This is a genomic window from Enterococcus sp. DIV1368b, assembly GCF_050529595.1.
Taxonomy (GTDB): domain Bacteria; phylum Bacillota; class Bacilli; order Lactobacillales; family Enterococcaceae; genus Enterococcus_B; species Enterococcus_B mundtii.
This window is the reverse complement of sequence record NZ_CP172883.1, coordinates 920,963-938,176: the sequence shown is the minus strand read 5'-3', so window position 1 is coordinate 938,176 and position 17,214 is coordinate 920,963. Positions and strand designations below refer to the sequence as shown.

The window sequence follows — 17,214 nt, the reverse complement described above, 5'->3', positions numbered from 1 at the left end:
TTAATTATTTACGTATTTTTGTACTAATTCCATATGCTCTTCATATGTTTTTGCAAAATAAACCTCACCTGTAGAGATATCTGCGACGAAATAATAATAATCATTCTCTGCAGGTTCAATCACAGCTTGAATAGCTGCTTCACTTGGGCTGTTGAATGGTCCTGGCCCATATCCCTTATTTGTATACAGATTATATGGTGAATCGACTGCCGTATCTTCATAAGAGACAAATTCTTTGTGTTCGCCTAACGCATATAAAATAGAAATATCTGATTGTAATGGCATCCCTATGTCAATCCGATTAAAGAAAACTCTAGCAATATTTTTACGGTCTGATTCAGATACGCCTTCTTTTTCGATCAATGAAGCAAGTGTCATGATTTCTTGAACCGTATGATTTTGCTGCTTGATCGTAGAGAAGTATGGTTGTAACACGGTATTCGTTTTATTGACCATCTGAATGATCAAATCTTTGAGTGACATATCTTTATAGTAATCATAAGTCGCTGGGAATAAGTAACCTTCTAAGCGATACTTGGTGTTTTCTGCCTTAGCTGCACTTTCTAATAAATCAGGATATTTTTGAGTTAACTCAGTGAAAAAGGCTTCATTTTTTAGTAGATCTAAAAATTCTTGCTTGTCTTTTCCAGTGATTTTAGCTACTCGTTCTGCAATCTGCTCTGCATCATATCCCTCTGGTATCGTGATTTTCCCATCTGCCACTTCTGTAGGTTCTGAGGTTCCACCTTCTTGGAGCTGTTTACCGATTTCATCTAACGTCATGTTAGGGGCTAATTGGTAGAAGCCAGCCTGAAAGCCAGTCATATTTTTAAATTTTGTATAATAATTAAATACGATACCGCTCTTGATGATATGGTCTTGTTCTAAAATCTCTCCGATTTGCTTATTTGAAGAGCCACTAGGGATTTCGATCGAAACCAATTGTTCATTCTCTGGGTCTAAAGGTTTTAAGCCACTATCGATATAGCGATAGACCGTAAAACCAAATACACATCCAATAATTAGCAACGTAAGCGCAATCACTAAAATAATTTTTCCTACGATTTTATCTTCTTTTTTACGTAGGTCTTTTCGCTTACTGACTACATCTGTCGAATCAGTTGCATTCTTTTGTCGTCGTCTCTTCTCATCTGGATGTTGTTTGTTTTCTGACAAAACAACTCCTCCTTACTATCAACTTCATAACTTTATTCATTATACATGAAATTCAGGCAGAGGTGAATTATTTTTAACAATTCTTATGTCAAAATTGTAAGTAGTAAATCGATTCTCTTCGGCTTAAAATAGAAAATAAAATGATTCTTATTTACTAAATAACAATAATCTGCTTCATTTAATCACTAAGCTCTTAGACAGGAAGGATTGATATACATGAACAAAAGGAAACATTTAAGAAGAAAACAAGCTTCCCATTTTTCTTTCTCTCAAAAAATCTGCTTATTCATTTTAGTCGTCACTATTGGAATCATCACTTGGTCTACCTATGAAATGGCACAGTCAAGAGTATCCGCCTCGATTCAAGTGGCAAACGATTCCCTAGATTTGACCAAAGACGAACAGGTCCTTGCCGATCAAATCGACCAATTGTTACAAAAAAATGATTATGTTGGATCTGTCTATATTCGTAAAAACAATCGAGTGATCCTTGAAAAGGGCTACGGATACGCTAACGAAGAAGCACAGCAACCAAATACTCCATCTCTGTATTATCAAATTGGTTCGATCCAAAAAGCAATGACTGCGCTACTGATTCTAAAACAAGTGGATATAGGGAAACTTTCTTTAGATACAAAACTGGCTAAATTTTATCCCCAAATCAACGGTAGCAATAAAATCACGATCAAAGATTTATTATATATGCGATCAGGATTGAAAAAAACAGCTTCTCCGACCGTACCGATGAATGACCAAGAGGTGATCCAGTTTGCCATAGACCATCTCGAATATACCAATGATCAAAGTTACAAATATGAACCATTGAATTTCACATTACTAACAGGTATTTTAATGAAATTGACCCATCAGCCATACGAAAAGTTGGTGTATGATCAAATCATCACTCCCTTACAATTGAAACAGACGACCTTCTATGACCAAGTCAAAAACACTTCAGAACACGCAGTCTCTTATCAAATGAGTCCAGACGATGATTATCATCAAGCTTTGACTGAATCTGAAACAGATATACGTAATGAATTAGGAACTGGGAATATCAGTATGTCCGTCTATGATTTGAATGAATTTTTTACAAAAGTATTAAAAGGGCAATTGATTCCAAAAGATTTACTTTTTTCTCTATGGGGAAATAATTTGAGTGGGCGTCCATATAATGGTGGGGTCTATAGTGGAAGGGATACAATATTTGCTCAAGGAAACATCAATCGTTTCCATGCGGTATTAGCAATGAAAAAAGATACCTCTGATGCAGTTGTGCTAGAAAGTAATATCCAAGCCGATAAAAAATATAAAACAACTGCCACCGACCTTAGAGATCAGATTTATAAATTGATGGGAAATGATGAATAAGCAATGTGTTGACCTGTCATCTGTGATAATTGAATAAGAACGAAGAAAACCTTGTATAAGCAATTTGGCTTGATACAAGGTTTTCTCTGTTGTTTCCTGAATAAAGAAACTTTATTATTTTGTCGTATTTATTTCTGTTGCTAAATATTTTCTCATGCCATCAAGTATGCTATGTTTAGGTTGGTAACCTAGTGCTGAAAGCTTAGTGATATCAGCTAAAGAGTCGTGGATATCTCCTACTCTCTCCTCTTGATAATCTAACAGTAATTCAACTTCAAGAATCTGATTGATTGTCTGGATCAACTCAAGTAAAGTTGTACTGTTTCCCGTTCCAACATTGAATTGTTGCCCTAGTGCTTTTTCTTCTTTGGAAACAAGTAATAAAGCTTGCACAACATCTTCAACATAGACAAAATCTCTTGATTGACTGCCATCGCCGAATAAAGTAAATGACGCTTTTTCACCAGCAAGTTGCTTTTTATAGCGATCCACTAAAATCGAGATCACCCCACTATATGGCGAATTTGGATTTTGATTTGGACCGTATACGTTGAAGAAACGTACCGCAGTTCCTGGCACATCATACAAATGGCAATAATCAAGTACATATTGTTCAGCGGCAAATTTATCAATAGCATAAGGCGTCAACGGTCGAATAACTGACTCTTCTTTTTTAGGTAGTGTTGGTTCATCTCCATAAACAGCTGCAGAAGAGCTAAATACAATACGCTTTAAATTTGGCTGATACTTACGAATTAACTCAAGTAACATCAAGACACTATCAAAATTCACTCGATGGGTTTCCATTGGGCGTTCCACAGAATCAGCAACGCTGGCGATTGCTGCTAAATGGAAGATGTAATCAAATTGTTGATTGCTTAATAGTTCGTCCATTGTTTTTTCATCAGATACGTCGCCTTCAACAAAGACGATATTTTTTGTGAAATCAAGGTTTTCTTTATTTCCCATAGATAGATCGTCAATGACAACCACTTTATTATTTTCACTCAAATGATTGGCTAGTGTAGAGCCGATAAAGCCGGCTCCACCAGTTATTAAAATAGAATTCATTTGAACTCACTCCTCTATTTTTGATATTTTTATTTTCTTGAATGTACCATGCGTTTACCAGTCTTTAAAAGACCTTTTACGATGTCCATATTAACAAATAATAAAGCAATTAAGCAAACTAATTCTAATCCAATCAACAATAACCCATCGAATAAAAAGATCAATGCAACTTGGGCGGCCAAAACTACATGATTTAATACGATATTCCATACATTTATATTTACAGTGATAAATTTACTTGTATCATAAATTCGAATCATCCAACCAACAAACAAGCTGATCATCGAAGCAAATCCAACCCCTATCAAGCCAAAAGATGAAATGAAAAGAAAGTTAAGTATGACACTCAGTAAACCGGAAATCAATGAAGTATTCATCAATCCTTTTGTTTTCTTTTCTGCAATATAAAACTGTCCATAGAAACCGATAAATCCAGAATAAATAGCAGAAATCAATAAAAACGGAGTGACTTGCCAACTGATAAAAAATGAACTTTGGACTAAATTACCTAAAAGCCACTTTAAAATCACCATGATCGATGAAGCTGTAAAAAATAGCAAAAATGAATAATATTTAAAAATATTTGCATGAAATTCTCCACGAGATTCTGAGTCTCGCTCGTCAACAAGAGAAATCTGCCATGCTTGTGAGAAAACAGACTGCATCATAGAGATAACAGAAGGTATTTTATTAGCGACAGCATAGATTCCGTTTGCGCTTACTCCAAGAAAATACAAAATAAAGTATCGACTTGCACTATTGACAAACCACCATAAGACATCATTAGGAATAGTCGGAATCGAAAAAACTAGCATCTCTCTCATAAAAGATTTATTAATAAGTTTAACAGAAAAATCTTTAAAATATGGTGTTGTACATGCAAGATAAATGAAAGAAATGATTTCCGCAAGTATCAATGATATCAAATATCCATTCAATCCCATTTTTAATACTACCAGGAAGTAAATATTCAATAATCCGATCGCTAGAGTTTTGATCATACCATTAAAAGCAAAAATACGAACTTGTCCGTTACCTCTAGCAAATTGTGCAATGATTTGTGTAAATACTTGAAATGCCAGTAAAAACATAAATGCTAGAAGTATTTGATCAAAAGCACCAGTCATTGCCAATAATGGGTAACATAACGCTGTAATCACAATCCCAATTATTGCAATGATCGTAGCATTTGTTACGACTGATTTTTTATCTACATCTTTGTCCAGTGCAAATCTTAAAACAGCAACAGATATTCCTCCTGAAACAATTGGGATCAATAGGCTGACAGTTGTCGTAACTAAGTCAACCTTCCCATATTCTTGTGTAGTTAGATAATATGTATAAAGTGGAACCAATACGAATGATATTAGTTTACTCCCTAAATTACCTACTGCGAATATGAAAGAATTCCCGACTAATTTTTTGTATTTACTCATACTTCTTTTACGACCTTTCAGAATAAATTTGAGTTTGATATCGTGCCAAAAGTATTCTGTTTATTTCCGAAGAAACTACTTCTGGCATGCCCTTTGACCAAGTTTAAAAAGCCCTATGAACCTCTATTTATTCAGTTTTAGAGGTCCATAGGTGCCTAAATTAACGTTTGTAACAACCCCAAACTCTGTCTTGTCTATAACTAACTACTTAGACATCTCAATCAACAAACGATCTCCTAATGTTTTACTTGCATGACCAGATTCGGAAATATTCAAGCCTTGTTTAAATTCTTCCATTTTAGCTAGATACTCGTCCAAATCAAAATTCTCAATACCTTCAATGAATGTTTCTTGACTTCTAATCAACGGAAATGGCAAGTCTGCTAAATCCATTACTAGACCTCTATTTTCTAGATATTGGTCATAATCATACGCATAGATAAAACACTTTTTGTTAGATACTAATGCTTCACCGATAGTTGAAGAATAATCTGTGATCAATACATCTGTTGCGCACAACAATTCTTGCATATCATTATAGTCAGAAGCATCAATAAGAGTAGAGTTATCTAATTCTCCTAAAATCTGTTTTTTATTCTCCGTATCATTTGGATGAAGACGGATAAGCATCTGATAGTCGATGCCAAATTTATCTGAGAAAGCTTTTCTAACTTGCTCCAAAAAATCTGGACTGACTTTTATCAGTTCTCCTGCTCTAAAGGTCGGTGCGTATAAAACAATTTTTTGGTCTGTTGGAATTTGATAATACTCATACACTTTACGGATGATAGTGGGATCGTTATTGACGATCACGTCATTTCTAGGAACACCTTCTCTAAAAATTTCTCCCTCATACCAGAACATTTTACCGATATCTTTAAATAGATCAGAGCTTTCAAAAACCAATAGATCGCACATTTGAGAATCTTTTTTGGCTAATTTTACATATCTTGGTTTTAATTTACCAGCTGCATTATTCTCGATTCGCTTGAGTCCGAATCCAGCATGCCAGGTCTGGAGATAAAACTGTCCTTTTCTTTTGGGTGGATAAAAGCTTTTACGACAATTGTCGATCCAAATCTTAGCCGTGAACATCTCAATCAATGCTCGAACTGATTTATTTTTCACTAACCTTATCGTATCTGGAAATAGATCTGCTTGATGTTGAAGGACTTCTGGCTTACATAACCAAACAATGTCTAAATCATCTTTTTGGGATAGTAAATATTCACAAATATACTTAGGATTATCTCCATAACCTTTTCCAAAATAGCTAGAAACAACGATTTTATTTCTTTTTAAAGGTTGCATGACTAAAAATGGATAACAACAATAAAAAACAGCGTATCTTCCTACTCGCAAGAAGAGACTTTTGACTACAAAAATCATCCGATCGATATTATTTTTAAGCGACGCTATCATATAACTTTTCCTCACATTCTTATTGATTCATTCCATCGCTTGCTTTTAGCTTCCCGATTACTTCACCAAGTAAAAACCAGAATAAGAATGCGCCAGAAATATTCACAAGAATCATTTCATTATGGAAAAATCCAGAAAATGCTAATGCAAAAATACCACAAATACAATAAATCATTCGTGTACCAAATAAATTAGTGATTGGTTTGAATAAAAAGGTGATGATACGAGCTGCTTTACTAACGATGAAAGCAACAAATGTTAGACCACCTAATATCCCAGTAGATGCTAGAGTATTCAAATACGCATTGTGTACAGAAAAATTACGTTGTGCAATATAAGTATTTGGTAAAACATCTTGTGCATAAGCAATCATATTTTTAGGGGAAGTACCAAATAACCAACTTGATTGAAAAATCTCTACAGCACTTTTCCAAATAGTAAAACGTAAATTAGATACATCTGTACTTTGTGCCACATCGGGCCTTGTTAAGTTGACTCTACCTGCTGTAATTCCAGTTTGTTTTTTCTCAAAAAACTGTGGAAAATATGACCATCCGATTTTGATCAACTGAGCTCCGCCAAAAACAATGGCCATAACAGCCACCCCACTTACTATTGAAAGCAAGATGTTTAAAAGAAGGTTCATTTTTTTCTTTAATTGATACTGATACATCGAAAAGAAAACAAAAACAAAAGTTGTCACTAATAAAGTAATCAAGCCATTTCTAGAACCTGATAAAATGATGTAACTGATATTTAAGAAGATTGAAAAATACACACCTGTCAACAACCATTTGTTTGAATATTTCTTACTAAAGATATAATACAAGCTAAGAAAGATCGTTACTACACACATCACGGAACCATAGTTTGGATCAGAAAATACACCAAATAGTCTACCTTCCAACATACCTATTCTAAGGGGATTGACTCTGCTTAATTGGACTGAATAATTGTACTGAGTCAAAAACATCCCTAATGAAACGACTACTAAACTAGTCCAAATCACTATCAATGTTCCACTTATGATCGATAATAAGTGATCGGCCTTATTTCTATCACTGCTGATTCCATTGTCATAGACAATAAAGAAATATAATGCTTGCCATACAATAAATTTGAGATTACCAAATATACCGTACTTCATGTTTATCAAGCTAGAAATACACATGATAACGATAAATAAAAGTAGCAAGATATCATATGTCCAACGATTTTTTTTCAATACTCTAGTAAAAAAATCAGCTAATAATACAATTGAACCAAATATCGCTAATATCGAAAACAGTACACTATCAATTGTAGAAGGAAGTAAACTGTACGCACCAACTGCTCTACTGATGAGCAGGACCAATAACCCTACTATAAAAATATTTTTACCTTTTTGAAGATAATCATCTTTTTTTGTTTCCATAAAACTCATTCTTCTCCTGTCACATTCATTTTTAAGCCATCAACTATTTTTCTTAGTTACATAATTATATTTTATCTTGGCTAATGTATCATAACATAAATTACTTATCATTAATGCAAGCATCGACAGTTTTCGACTTTTAGTGAATATTGGATTTTTCATTACAAACATGAAATTCGATTTTAAAAATTTCACTAGCGGTTTTCTGATTTCTTTTGATTCACTATTATCACTGATCGCTATCTTATCTAAAACATCAAAATATGCCCAACATATTCTACGATGGATCGAATCTGAAAGTTCTGGGTAAGCGTTCTTCACTAACTCACCATTTTTTTCCCATGCTTCAATCACATCAAAATTTTTAGTCGAAAAAGACAATCCAGTAATACTGTCATTTCTTCGATAATAATAATATTTTTGTTCAGTATTAGTAACTATCCTATCACATTGAAGTAATAGATCCATAATTATAAAAGCATCTTCTACAATTTTCCCAATAGGATAGCGTACAGTGTCGAAAAGTTCTTTTTTATAAAGTTTATTGACTGCATACGCGTATACATCTGTACTATCTAGAACAGCTTTTATCGCATCTTTTTGATCTAGAACTTCAACTAATTTTAAGTTATTGACCTTTGTTTCTTTGTTTTCATACACATCGATCATGCCTATTGTAGCTATATCCGCATCATAATCCAGTAACTGATCATACAATATTTCAAACATATCTTCAGCAATATAATCATCACTATCAATAAATCCTAAATACTTTCCTTTAGCCATCTCAATACCCGCATTACGAGCACTACTCAATCCGCCATTTTCTTTATGAATGACCTTTATACGTTTATCTTGAACCGCATATTCGTCACATATTTTCCCACTATCATCTGGAGAACCATCATCGACTAAAATAATTTCAATATCAGTAAAAGTTTGTGCAATAATAGAATCAACACATTTTTTTAAATACTTCTCTACTTTATATACAGGCACGATTATACTAATTGTACACATTAAACTTCATCCTTAACTAATTTTACTGTGTGAGCTAAAGATTCTTCAAGTGTAAATGCTGAATTCCACCCAGTTTCCTTGAGTTTTTGATTGTCTAAGATTGCTGTATTTGCTTTTGAGAAACCTTTTTTTTCAGTTTCATCGGGCAATTCAAAGATAACTTTTTTATTGTTTATTTCTGCCAATTTTCCCGCAAGATCTCTTAATTGCAAGTCAAAAGCCTCTTCTGATACATTATACGCTTCTCCGTTTTTACCGTGGATCATCAAATGGAGGATGGCAGAGACTGCATCACCAACATAAATATAAGAAAAATACTGTTTGCCTTCACTTTTTAAAACGATATCTTCTTCTCGAGCTGCATTCAAAATAAATTGTGAAGAAGCTTTTGAATCAGATAATAACATCGTAGGTCCAAATGTACGGCATAATCTTGGTATGACAATATCTAGATCATGTTTAGCGATATACGCTTGACACAAGGATTCACTGACTCTCTTACCTTCAGGATAACCGGCTCTTAGCGTATTACAATCGATATAGCCACAGTAGTCTTCCTTAAATTTATCTACATCTCCTCTATTTTCCCCATATATTTCTACAGTAGATAAAAATAGTGTGCGTGTAGCATTCGTAGCTACTGCGTGCTTTAAGACTTGTTCCGTGCCAGCTAAATTAGTCATGATCGTCCCAATAGGATCTGTCGCATAGGCTCTAGGATGCGTATTACTAGCTCCATGAATGATGTAATCAGCTTTGATAGAAGGATCTAAAGGTTCAGTAACATCCCCTTCTACGATTTGAAAATTATTACTTGATTGATACTTTTCAAATCGTGCTTCTAGCTTCTTACGATTTCTCCCCATCGCATATACTTTAATATCGATTCCTAAATGATCATTTGCTAACATGATCGTATCGACTAAAAACGATCCGACCATTCCAGATGCACCAATCATCAAAAGTGATTTTCCATTTAAGTCTTTGATACCCTCAACGTGGTCGATCACTTTTTGCAAATCATTTATATATAGCGGATTTGTATTTAAAGCCATCTATCTCACCACCTAGTCTTTCATTTTTAAGTATGCTTTGAATAAATCTAAATCTTCTCTAGTTGTCAATTTGATATTTTTGTCTGAACCAGCAGCAAAATAAAGTGTTTCACCTAGATCCACCATCATCGTATTTGTATAAGAAGAATCCGTCATACCAATATTCTCTTTTACTGCTCGATCATATGCAGCTCGCAATTTACCATACTGATATGCTTGTGGTGTCGAAACACGTCGCAACGTATTACGATCCACATATTGTTCCGTCGTTTCTTCTGTTTTTTTGATAAAAATCTGTTCATTATAAGGAAGTGAAGTGACACCATTTCCAAATTCCTTACATTTTACGATGACATCAGACAGAACAAGTTCATCAACTAATGGACGAATGCCGTCATGAATGATGATCGTGTCATCGTCCTCAGAATAATCCCTTAAGAATTGTACACCATTATTAATCGATTCTTGACCTTTTGAACCACCAGTAATCACCCACTGAACTTTACTGATATTGAATTCCTTGATGTACGCCCACATCGTTTCTTCCCAACCTGATTTACAAACCACTAATATTCGATCAATTTGTGGATGGTGTTGGAATGATTCCAAGGTATAAATAATAATCGGTTTTCCTTCAATATTGATAAATTGTTTTGGGATATCTTGTCCCATTCTTTTGCCCACTCCACCGGCGATAATAACAGCTGTAATCATTCGATTTAAATTCCTTCCCTTTACAAGTACATGAAGTATTTGTCATATTTAATGTTCTAATAATAATCCAGTGTCAAACTGCATTCAACCTTTTACATTTTCTCACAACTACCAATAAGTTTCAATGTTTTCTATATTATGCCAGGTAAAATGTCCTAACGACAAACATTTATCTAGTTAAATTTTTACGCACTAGAAAGAACCAGGAACATAAAATAGTTGATCTTTTCATGTCCCTGGTTTTATTGTATTAGTTTACTTTTTTTACATAGGCTTGATTTGCTGTAATGTAACCATCCGCTGTTTTCAATCTTGGCATACCTGATGCGGTATATTCAATACCTTCGATTGTCAAAATCGTCCCTTTTTTAATTGCATTTCCTTTTTGAGTAAAGTTCAGATCCTTATAATAATGGTCATCTACCAAAAGTTGCACTTTATTTGGATTGGTCACAAAGTAGTTGTTATTGCTATTTGCTGCAGCTGTCACATATGTTTTATTTGCTGTGATATACCCATTGGCAGTTTTTAATCTAGGAACTCCTGTAGTTGTAAATTCTACACCTAATACATCGATTACTCTACCTTTTGGAATAGTCGCCCCAGGATTATTAAAAGCAAGATCCGAATAATAACGATCCTCTTTTAACATAATGATTTTCCTTGGGTTTTCTATGAAATAGTTATCACTATTAGAAAATAATGTCATAACATAAGATTTATTTGCTGTCACATAACCTTTGGCTGTTTTTAAACGTGGGATGCCACTAGTAGTGAAGACGATATCTTGCACTTTGATCACTTCATCTTTTAAGACAGGATCACCTTTTTGGCTGAATGAAACATCTTTATAGTAACTATCGTTCTTCTTCATGACTACTTGATTGATATTGCTATAGTAATAATCGTTGATGTTACTTGGCACTTCTTGTACGTAACTTTTATTCGCAGTTAAATAGCCTTTTGGTGTAATCAAACGTGGGACTGCATTTTCACGATATTCAACCCCGGTTACATTTACCAAGGTTCCTTTATTGACCGACGCTCCTTTATGCAAAAACTCAGGGTCCCGATAATAGGCGTCATTTGCTTTTAAAACAACCTGTGTCGGACGCATCGTGTAGTAATTATCAATGCCAGATACTGTAGCGATCACGTAGTCTTTATTAGCAGTATAATAGCCTTTATTTGTCTTGAGACGAGGAATCCCACTTTTAGTTTTTTCGATACCTGTTACTTTTATGACTGTACCGGTTGGGACAGATTCACCTGCTGTCGAAAACTCAACGTCTTTATAATATTGATCATTTTTTAAAGTAATGATTTGACCAGGATTTGCTGTATAATATAAATCTGACATTTCTAAAAATTGTTCAACTATATTTTTATTAGCTGTTAAATAACCATTCTTTGTTTTAAGACGGAAAATGCCTGATTGGGTATACGCTAGATCCTCTACTTCTACGATGGTACCTTTTGACACTTTATTCAAACGTTGCTTGAAGTCTGTGTCTGCGTAATAATAATCATCTGCTTTTAAACGAACTTTTTTAGGATTCGTTGTGAAGTATGAATCGATATTGCTCTGAGCCGCAACTACATATGATTTATTCGCCGTTAAGTAGCCTTTATCTGTATACAATCGAGGGATACCGCTAGCAGTTGTCTGAATACTTTTTACAGTCACAAGAGTATTTTTTTTGACTCTAAGACCTGGATCAGTAAAATTCACATCATTGTAAAAGTTATCATCTTGTTTGACAATGACTCTACCTGGATTGGTTGTATAATATTTACTTAGATCTGGACCGGGATTAGGCGCACTGAAAAATGCACTGTAACTCATTGAGATATCAAATGGTCTGTTTTCATAATTAGCAATCCCAGGGAAGTGCATATTAGAAGACCACTGCCACGCGCCATGGTCATTGTTCCATTGCATTGATTGATCTGGTGAATAAGGGTATTGCGCTACCCATACCCGATCTTTACCGAAAGCCGAAGTATTGATATATCCGTTAGTGATCCAATATTTTCCTATATATAGAGCTGCATTAGAAAAACCTTTTGCCTGTAGTTGTCTGTTAAAAGCTAGCGAATTATTATGTGCGTCTCTTCCGTTGTTAATCAACGTAGGGTCTTCTGCGTCGTTGAACATGATCGTATTCTTATTTAATCCCAATCGATTTGCAGCATCAGCAAAATAATTTGCTTCGGCTTGTGCAGTTTGGGCTGATGTATATAAACTGTAATGGTAGGCAGAAACTGTCAAGCCAGCAGCTTTTGCATTGTTAATTTGATTCTCAGCATAAGGGTTAGTGTATGAAGTTCCTTCTGTTAATTTCACCGATACAGATGTCACACCATAACTTTTTATTTTTTGGTATTCAGCTACTGAAATATTTCCATTCCAACTAGCTACATCTATAAAATGTTTACCTGGAAGATTAGGATTGTTCGCATAAACTTTGTCAATCACTGATGCTGCTCGCAAAGATATCCCACCAGATTGCATTGCATACGTACCTTTTTTATGGTTTGTTCCTTGTTTACCAACTTCGACATCTTCAGTTGATTGTTGTTTTGCAGCCTCATCAGTTGATTCTGTCGTTTCTTGGTTTGTAGAGCTACTCTCGGTTGTTGAAGAACTATCTCCAGTTTCTGTTGTAGTCGAACTATTTTCTACGGACTCACTTGACTCATCCGTAGTGGTAGAGCTCTCTGATATTGTTTCTGTAGTAGCAGTACTCTCTTCTACATTCTCAGTTGAGCTGCTCGATGTACTTCCCGCTGTATCTTCGGTAGTGGTATCACTTTGTTGGACAGCTGAAATATCTTTACCTGTTTTGGCTTTTGAAAACTGAATTTCATTTGCAGACATACTAGGAGCAAAACCATTCAATAGCATTGTGCACAAAAGTGTTCCTGACAAGATCTTTTTAATGCTGATTTTTCTGGGCAACATTCTTGTATTTTTCTTCACCATTTAATTCTCCTTATTTTTATTATGTCTTTTTTTGTATGATACTTTTGTATCAAGAACAACAGCCTCGTGATGGGGTTGCCGATCTTCTATTGGAGGTAGTTCCATATATTCTCCAAAAACTTGTTTCAAATAGCGATCATAACCGATTGGAATCGGCATCTTGACATCTTCAAAAGGGACAAAAACTGCAGATTTAAAATCATCCAACTTATAAATATTACCCATATATTTTGGCCCGACACACAACTCTGTCACATACTTTGTTGAACCAAATGGATATTTACTCATTTGTTTTTCAGCGAAACGCCAAATCTTATATCGTGCTTTTTTAGAGCTAAAGATATTCAGAAGTACTCTGCTTCCAGTAGCTAAAAGCCCCCCATGTTTTTCTGGTACTACTTGTGAGCAGAATAAAGCATAGATCAATGCCCATATTTTTTGAATCTTTTGTTTATATCTGCTTTCTGGTGCACCATCTAATGGAAAAATGTCGATAGGAATACCATGTGGGATATCCATATTTTCTTGGTACGTTTTTACAAACGTTGTTTCTGTATCACGAATAGTCATAAACGAATTATGATCATTGTAATCTAATGAAGCAAATAATAACGGATAACGATCCTTATTTGCATGTTTGTTCCAAAGGATCTTTAGTTTCTCGTAGTCTTGTCTAGGCATAAAAAAATCTAAGTCATCATCCCAAGGTATGAATCCCTGATGACGAATCGATCCAATACAGCCACCGCCACAAAAATAACATACCAATCCATTCTCATTACAAAATTCAACAAAGTACTTTGACATTTCAAGTACGACTTTTTGCACATTTTTTAGTTCTACATCATTACTATACATTATTACAGCCTCATCCATTTTTAATTTCTTATATATTTTCGCACAAGCGTGTGTTTTTTACAAGTTGCCATTTGGTTAAAAAACATTACGAAAAAGCACGCTCAACTGATTGAGCGTGCTTTTTAATACGATCGTTTTAAGAAAGCCATCAATCCTGGCATCTTTTCTTCTACAAAACTACCTATTCTAACAGCCGATAAAAAAATCGGTGCAGGTAATTTATACAGAAGCTTCGTAACCTTTTTAGCCGTTGAATCTGTCAAAGCTATATTTTTAGCTTCAAGAATCACCGGATCAGCTAAAACTTTTTTTGCTTCTCTGTTTTTTTCTTTAGATGTTTGATCGGAATTGCCATAAATAGAAAAAATCACTGAAGTCGTTCCTTTTAATAAAAGTGCAGCCATTCCGGGTTTGTTTATTTGATTTGTTACATCGTTTGCTATCAAATAAAATTCTTTGAAGGTTTGAAATTTATTAGGATAATATTTATTAGTGATACCCTTTCCTCCAACGAATTCATACGTATATTCAACGATTGGATTCATGACCACATATTGGCAATGTTGATAGTATTCTAAATTAAAGATACGATCTTCGCAGCTACGGTAATTTCTAAATCGAATATTTTGTGCTATGACTATATCTCTGCGATAGCACTTATTCCATACCACATACATTAGTTGTTGATTCATCAAATGATACATGTCTTCTAAAAATGTTTCATGGCTTCGATAAATGGAATCAGGTACCTGATTCACTTTTTCGGATACTACTTTTTCATTATCCATCGTTCTAAAAAGAAAAGAGCTGACTATCAAATCTGTCTGCGGATGATTGGTAAGTAGTTGATCATAGTTCTTTAAAATCGATTTGCTCGGTTCATCATCGGCATCAAATAATAAAATATAAGAACCCTTTGCCTGTTCAATACCAATATTTCTTGCAATACCTGGGCCATTATTCTCCGTTGTTATCAATTGAAAAATTGGATTTCCTTCAGTCAATGTGACAATCATTTTTTCAGTATCATCTGTTGAACCATCGTTGACGATGATCACTTCATAATCATCGTAGTCCAATGTCTGTAATGTTTTGATCGTTTTTTTTATCGTGGATTGCGCATTATAGACTGGCACAATAATGCTAAATTTTGGTTCTATCATTTTATGTGCCTCCCGATCTAGCGATAAATTCGTTCTTTTGGAAAATCTATTTCCTGCAGTGAGCTGGCATTTTCATCCTCTTCTAACCCTTGGGAAGACATTTTATCAAAAAGGATCTTGATCGTTTGCAATAAGATCTTTAGATCCATCATTAACGAATATTTTTTGATATACAACAAATCAAAGCGTAACTTGCTGTTATAGTCAGAAACATATTTCCCATATACTTGGGCATAGCCGGTGATGCCTGCACGGACATTATGTCTCAAATAATAATAAGGATTTTCTGCATTGAATTGATCCACAAAGAAAGGTCTTTCTGGGCGTGGACCGACGATCGACATATCGCCTTTTAACACATTAAAAATCTGTGGCAATTCATCAAAACGTACAGCACGGATAAATTTACCGACTGGTGTTACTCGAGCATCATTACTTTTCGCTAAGACAGGTCCTGATTTTGCTTCAGCTGTTGCTGTCATTGACCGGAATTTATAGATTGAAAATTCTTTTTGATTTTTAGTGATACGGACTTGTTTATAGATCACTGGTCCTGGTGAAGTCACTTTGACTAGTATTGCTGTAAGCAACATGAAAGGTGATGCAAGGATCAGTAAGATAAAGGAAATGATAATGTCGAATAAGCGTTTGAACAATTCATCTTCTGGTTGTATCTTGAAACCAGAAGCTTCAATGATACTTTCATCTTCAAAGTTCATAATGTTTGGATTGATCATTGTTAAATTCTCAAAAGTCGTATTCAAAAATAATTTTTTTTCCTTCTTAGTAACTAATTGATAAATCTTGATTTTTTCATTTTCTTCAATATGTGATGACAAGTAGACGATATCGATCGTATCGATCATCTTCTTGATGTTTTCATAATAGTTATCGATAACGACCGCTTCAACTTTATGTTTATTATTTTTTTTAGATTGGAAATTTTGGATTGCTGGAGCAACATCTTTTTCAAGTCCAACGATCACTACTTTCTTGTCTCTACTGACTTTCAAATATAATTTGTAGACCAAGATACGGTATAAGCTCAGTAAAACTGTTCCTACTACCAAAGATAAAAGAATAACTGCCCGTGGAAAGGCAAACCATCGACCAGCGAAAGTCACCACCATTACACCTAAAGACATCAATACTTGCCCTATTACAGTCACAAATATAATGTCACTGATCATCCGATTATAGAAGACGTATGCCCCTAATAAAATATTCAAGACGATAAAGATGATAGATATAAACACTGCAGAATGTTGAAAGGTCTCAAAATTCCGTGTGGGAATTTCTCCTTGAAATTTCAATAAGAAACTTATATATATCGCTGCATTGTAAACTAAGACATCCAGCATGATAATGAATATCCGACGAGCAGCATTCCATTCTCCATTTTTATTCATGTATACACTCCTAACCACAAAATAATACCTCTATCATCTTACCATAGCACACTTTAAAAACATAGTGAATAACCAAATTGTAACCTAAATTCAAAGTTTCTCTTAGTTGCTTTAGCAAC

Annotated in this window: 13 protein-coding genes; 1 reads left to right on the top strand and 12 read right to left on the bottom strand. The window is 34.5% G+C overall.

Features of this window, described 5'->3' with window-relative positions; all coding sequences use genetic code 11:
- A complete protein-coding gene (mltG, locus tag IGJ19_RS04395) occupies positions 1 to 1,176 on the bottom strand; it encodes an endolytic transglycosylase MltG (protein ID WP_071865969.1) in 1,176 nt (391 codons plus the stop codon).
- A gap of 216 nt (positions 1,177 to 1,392) precedes the next feature.
- On the opposite strand from mltG, the gene IGJ19_RS04390 reads away from it, so the two are divergent.
- Positions 1,393 to 2,547 (top strand): serine hydrolase domain-containing protein, encoded by a 1,155-nt coding sequence (locus IGJ19_RS04390; protein WP_430604437.1) that lies wholly within the window; start codon positions 1,393 to 1,395, stop codon positions 2,545 to 2,547.
- A gap of 114 nt (positions 2,548 to 2,661) precedes the next feature.
- On the opposite strand, the gene IGJ19_RS04385 is transcribed toward IGJ19_RS04390, so the two are convergent.
- The 11 genes from IGJ19_RS04385 to IGJ19_RS04335 form a co-directional block, all read right to left on the bottom strand.
- Positions 2,662 to 3,618: an NAD-dependent epimerase/dehydratase family protein gene (locus tag IGJ19_RS04385; RefSeq protein WP_430604436.1), complete on the bottom strand. Its 957-nt coding sequence runs from the start codon at positions 3,616 to 3,618 to the stop codon at positions 2,662 to 2,664.
- A gap of 29 nt (positions 3,619 to 3,647) precedes the next feature.
- Positions 3,648 to 5,054, bottom strand: a complete 1,407-nt coding sequence (locus tag IGJ19_RS04380; RefSeq protein ID WP_071865966.1) for a lipopolysaccharide biosynthesis protein — start codon at positions 5,052 to 5,054, stop codon at positions 3,648 to 3,650.
- Positions 5,055 to 5,258: 204 nt separating this feature from the next.
- Positions 5,259 to 6,476, bottom strand: a complete 1,218-nt coding sequence (locus IGJ19_RS04375) for a CDP-glycerol glycerophosphotransferase family protein (RefSeq protein WP_071865965.1) — start codon at positions 6,474 to 6,476, stop codon at positions 5,259 to 5,261.
- A 19-nt stretch (positions 6,477 to 6,495) separates the two neighbouring features.
- Positions 6,496 to 7,890, bottom strand: coding sequence for an O-antigen ligase family protein (locus IGJ19_RS04370; protein WP_233433764.1), 1,395 nt, complete (start codon positions 7,888 to 7,890; stop codon positions 6,496 to 6,498).
- Positions 7,891 to 7,929: 39 nt separating this feature from the next.
- The gene (locus IGJ19_RS04365; RefSeq protein ID WP_071865963.1) at positions 7,930 to 8,910 is read right to left on the bottom strand and encodes a glycosyltransferase family 2 protein; all 981 of its coding nucleotides are present in this window, start codon (positions 8,908 to 8,910) and stop codon (positions 7,930 to 7,932) included.
- Positions 8,910 to 9,965, bottom strand: a complete 1,056-nt coding sequence (locus tag IGJ19_RS04360; RefSeq protein ID WP_071865962.1) for an NAD-dependent epimerase/dehydratase family protein — start codon at positions 9,963 to 9,965, stop codon at positions 8,910 to 8,912. Before IGJ19_RS04360 ends, IGJ19_RS04365 begins: the two co-directional genes overlap by 1 nt.
- A gap of 12 nt (positions 9,966 to 9,977) precedes the next feature.
- Positions 9,978 to 10,679 (bottom strand): IspD/TarI family cytidylyltransferase, encoded by a 702-nt coding sequence (locus IGJ19_RS04355; RefSeq protein WP_071865961.1) that lies wholly within the window; start codon positions 10,677 to 10,679, stop codon positions 9,978 to 9,980.
- A gap of 250 nt (positions 10,680 to 10,929) precedes the next feature.
- Entirely contained in the window at positions 10,930 to 13,665 is a 2,736-nt protein-coding gene (locus IGJ19_RS04350) for a DUF5776 domain-containing protein (protein ID WP_430604435.1), read from the bottom strand.
- On the bottom strand, positions 13,666 to 14,523 hold the full coding sequence (locus IGJ19_RS04345; protein WP_074799780.1) for a LicD family protein: 858 nt from the start codon (positions 14,521 to 14,523) through the stop codon (positions 13,666 to 13,668). It abuts the gene before it with no gap.
- A gap of 122 nt (positions 14,524 to 14,645) precedes the next feature.
- The gene (locus IGJ19_RS04340; RefSeq protein ID WP_071865959.1) at positions 14,646 to 15,686 is read right to left on the bottom strand and encodes a glycosyltransferase family 2 protein; all 1,041 of its coding nucleotides are present in this window, start codon (positions 15,684 to 15,686) and stop codon (positions 14,646 to 14,648) included.
- Positions 15,687 to 15,703: 17 nt separating this feature from the next.
- Positions 15,704 to 17,095, bottom strand: coding sequence for a sugar transferase (locus IGJ19_RS04335; RefSeq protein ID WP_430604434.1), 1,392 nt, complete (start codon positions 17,093 to 17,095; stop codon positions 15,704 to 15,706).
- Between the last annotated feature and the right edge of the window lie 119 nt (positions 17,096 to 17,214).

Bases quoted from the DNA above. Each gene is read 5' to 3' on its own strand.
- IGJ19_RS04390 (WP_430604437.1), top strand. From the start codon at position 1,393: ATGAACAAAAGGAAACATTTAAGAAGAAAACAAGCTTCCCATTTTTCT.
- IGJ19_RS04385 (WP_430604436.1), bottom strand. From the start codon at position 3,618: ATGAATTCTATTTTAATAACTGGTGGAGCCGGCTTTATCGGCTCTACA.
- IGJ19_RS04380 (WP_071865966.1), bottom strand. From the start codon at position 5,054: ATGAGTAAATACAAAAAATTAGTCGGGAATTCTTTCATATTCGCAGTA.
- IGJ19_RS04375 (WP_071865965.1), bottom strand. From the start codon at position 6,476: ATGATAGCGTCGCTTAAAAATAATATCGATCGGATGATTTTTGTAGTC.
- IGJ19_RS04370 (WP_233433764.1), bottom strand. From the start codon at position 7,890: ATGGAAACAAAAAAAGATGATTATCTTCAAAAAGGTAAAAATATTTTT.
- IGJ19_RS04365 (WP_071865963.1), bottom strand. From the start codon at position 8,910: ATGTGTACAATTAGTATAATCGTGCCTGTATATAAAGTAGAGAAGTAT.
- IGJ19_RS04360 (WP_071865962.1), bottom strand. From the start codon at position 9,965: ATGGCTTTAAATACAAATCCGCTATATATAAATGATTTGCAAAAAGTG.
- IGJ19_RS04355 (WP_071865961.1), bottom strand. From the start codon at position 10,679: ATGATTACAGCTGTTATTATCGCCGGTGGAGTGGGCAAAAGAATGGGA.
- IGJ19_RS04350 (WP_430604435.1), bottom strand. From the start codon at position 13,665: ATGGTGAAGAAAAATACAAGAATGTTGCCCAGAAAAATCAGCATTAAA.
- IGJ19_RS04345 (WP_074799780.1), bottom strand. From the start codon at position 14,523: ATGTATAGTAATGATGTAGAACTAAAAAATGTGCAAAAAGTCGTACTT.
- IGJ19_RS04340 (WP_071865959.1), bottom strand. From the start codon at position 15,686: ATGATAGAACCAAAATTTAGCATTATTGTGCCAGTCTATAATGCGCAA.
- IGJ19_RS04335 (WP_430604434.1), bottom strand. From the start codon at position 17,095: ATGAATAAAAATGGAGAATGGAATGCTGCTCGTCGGATATTCATTATC.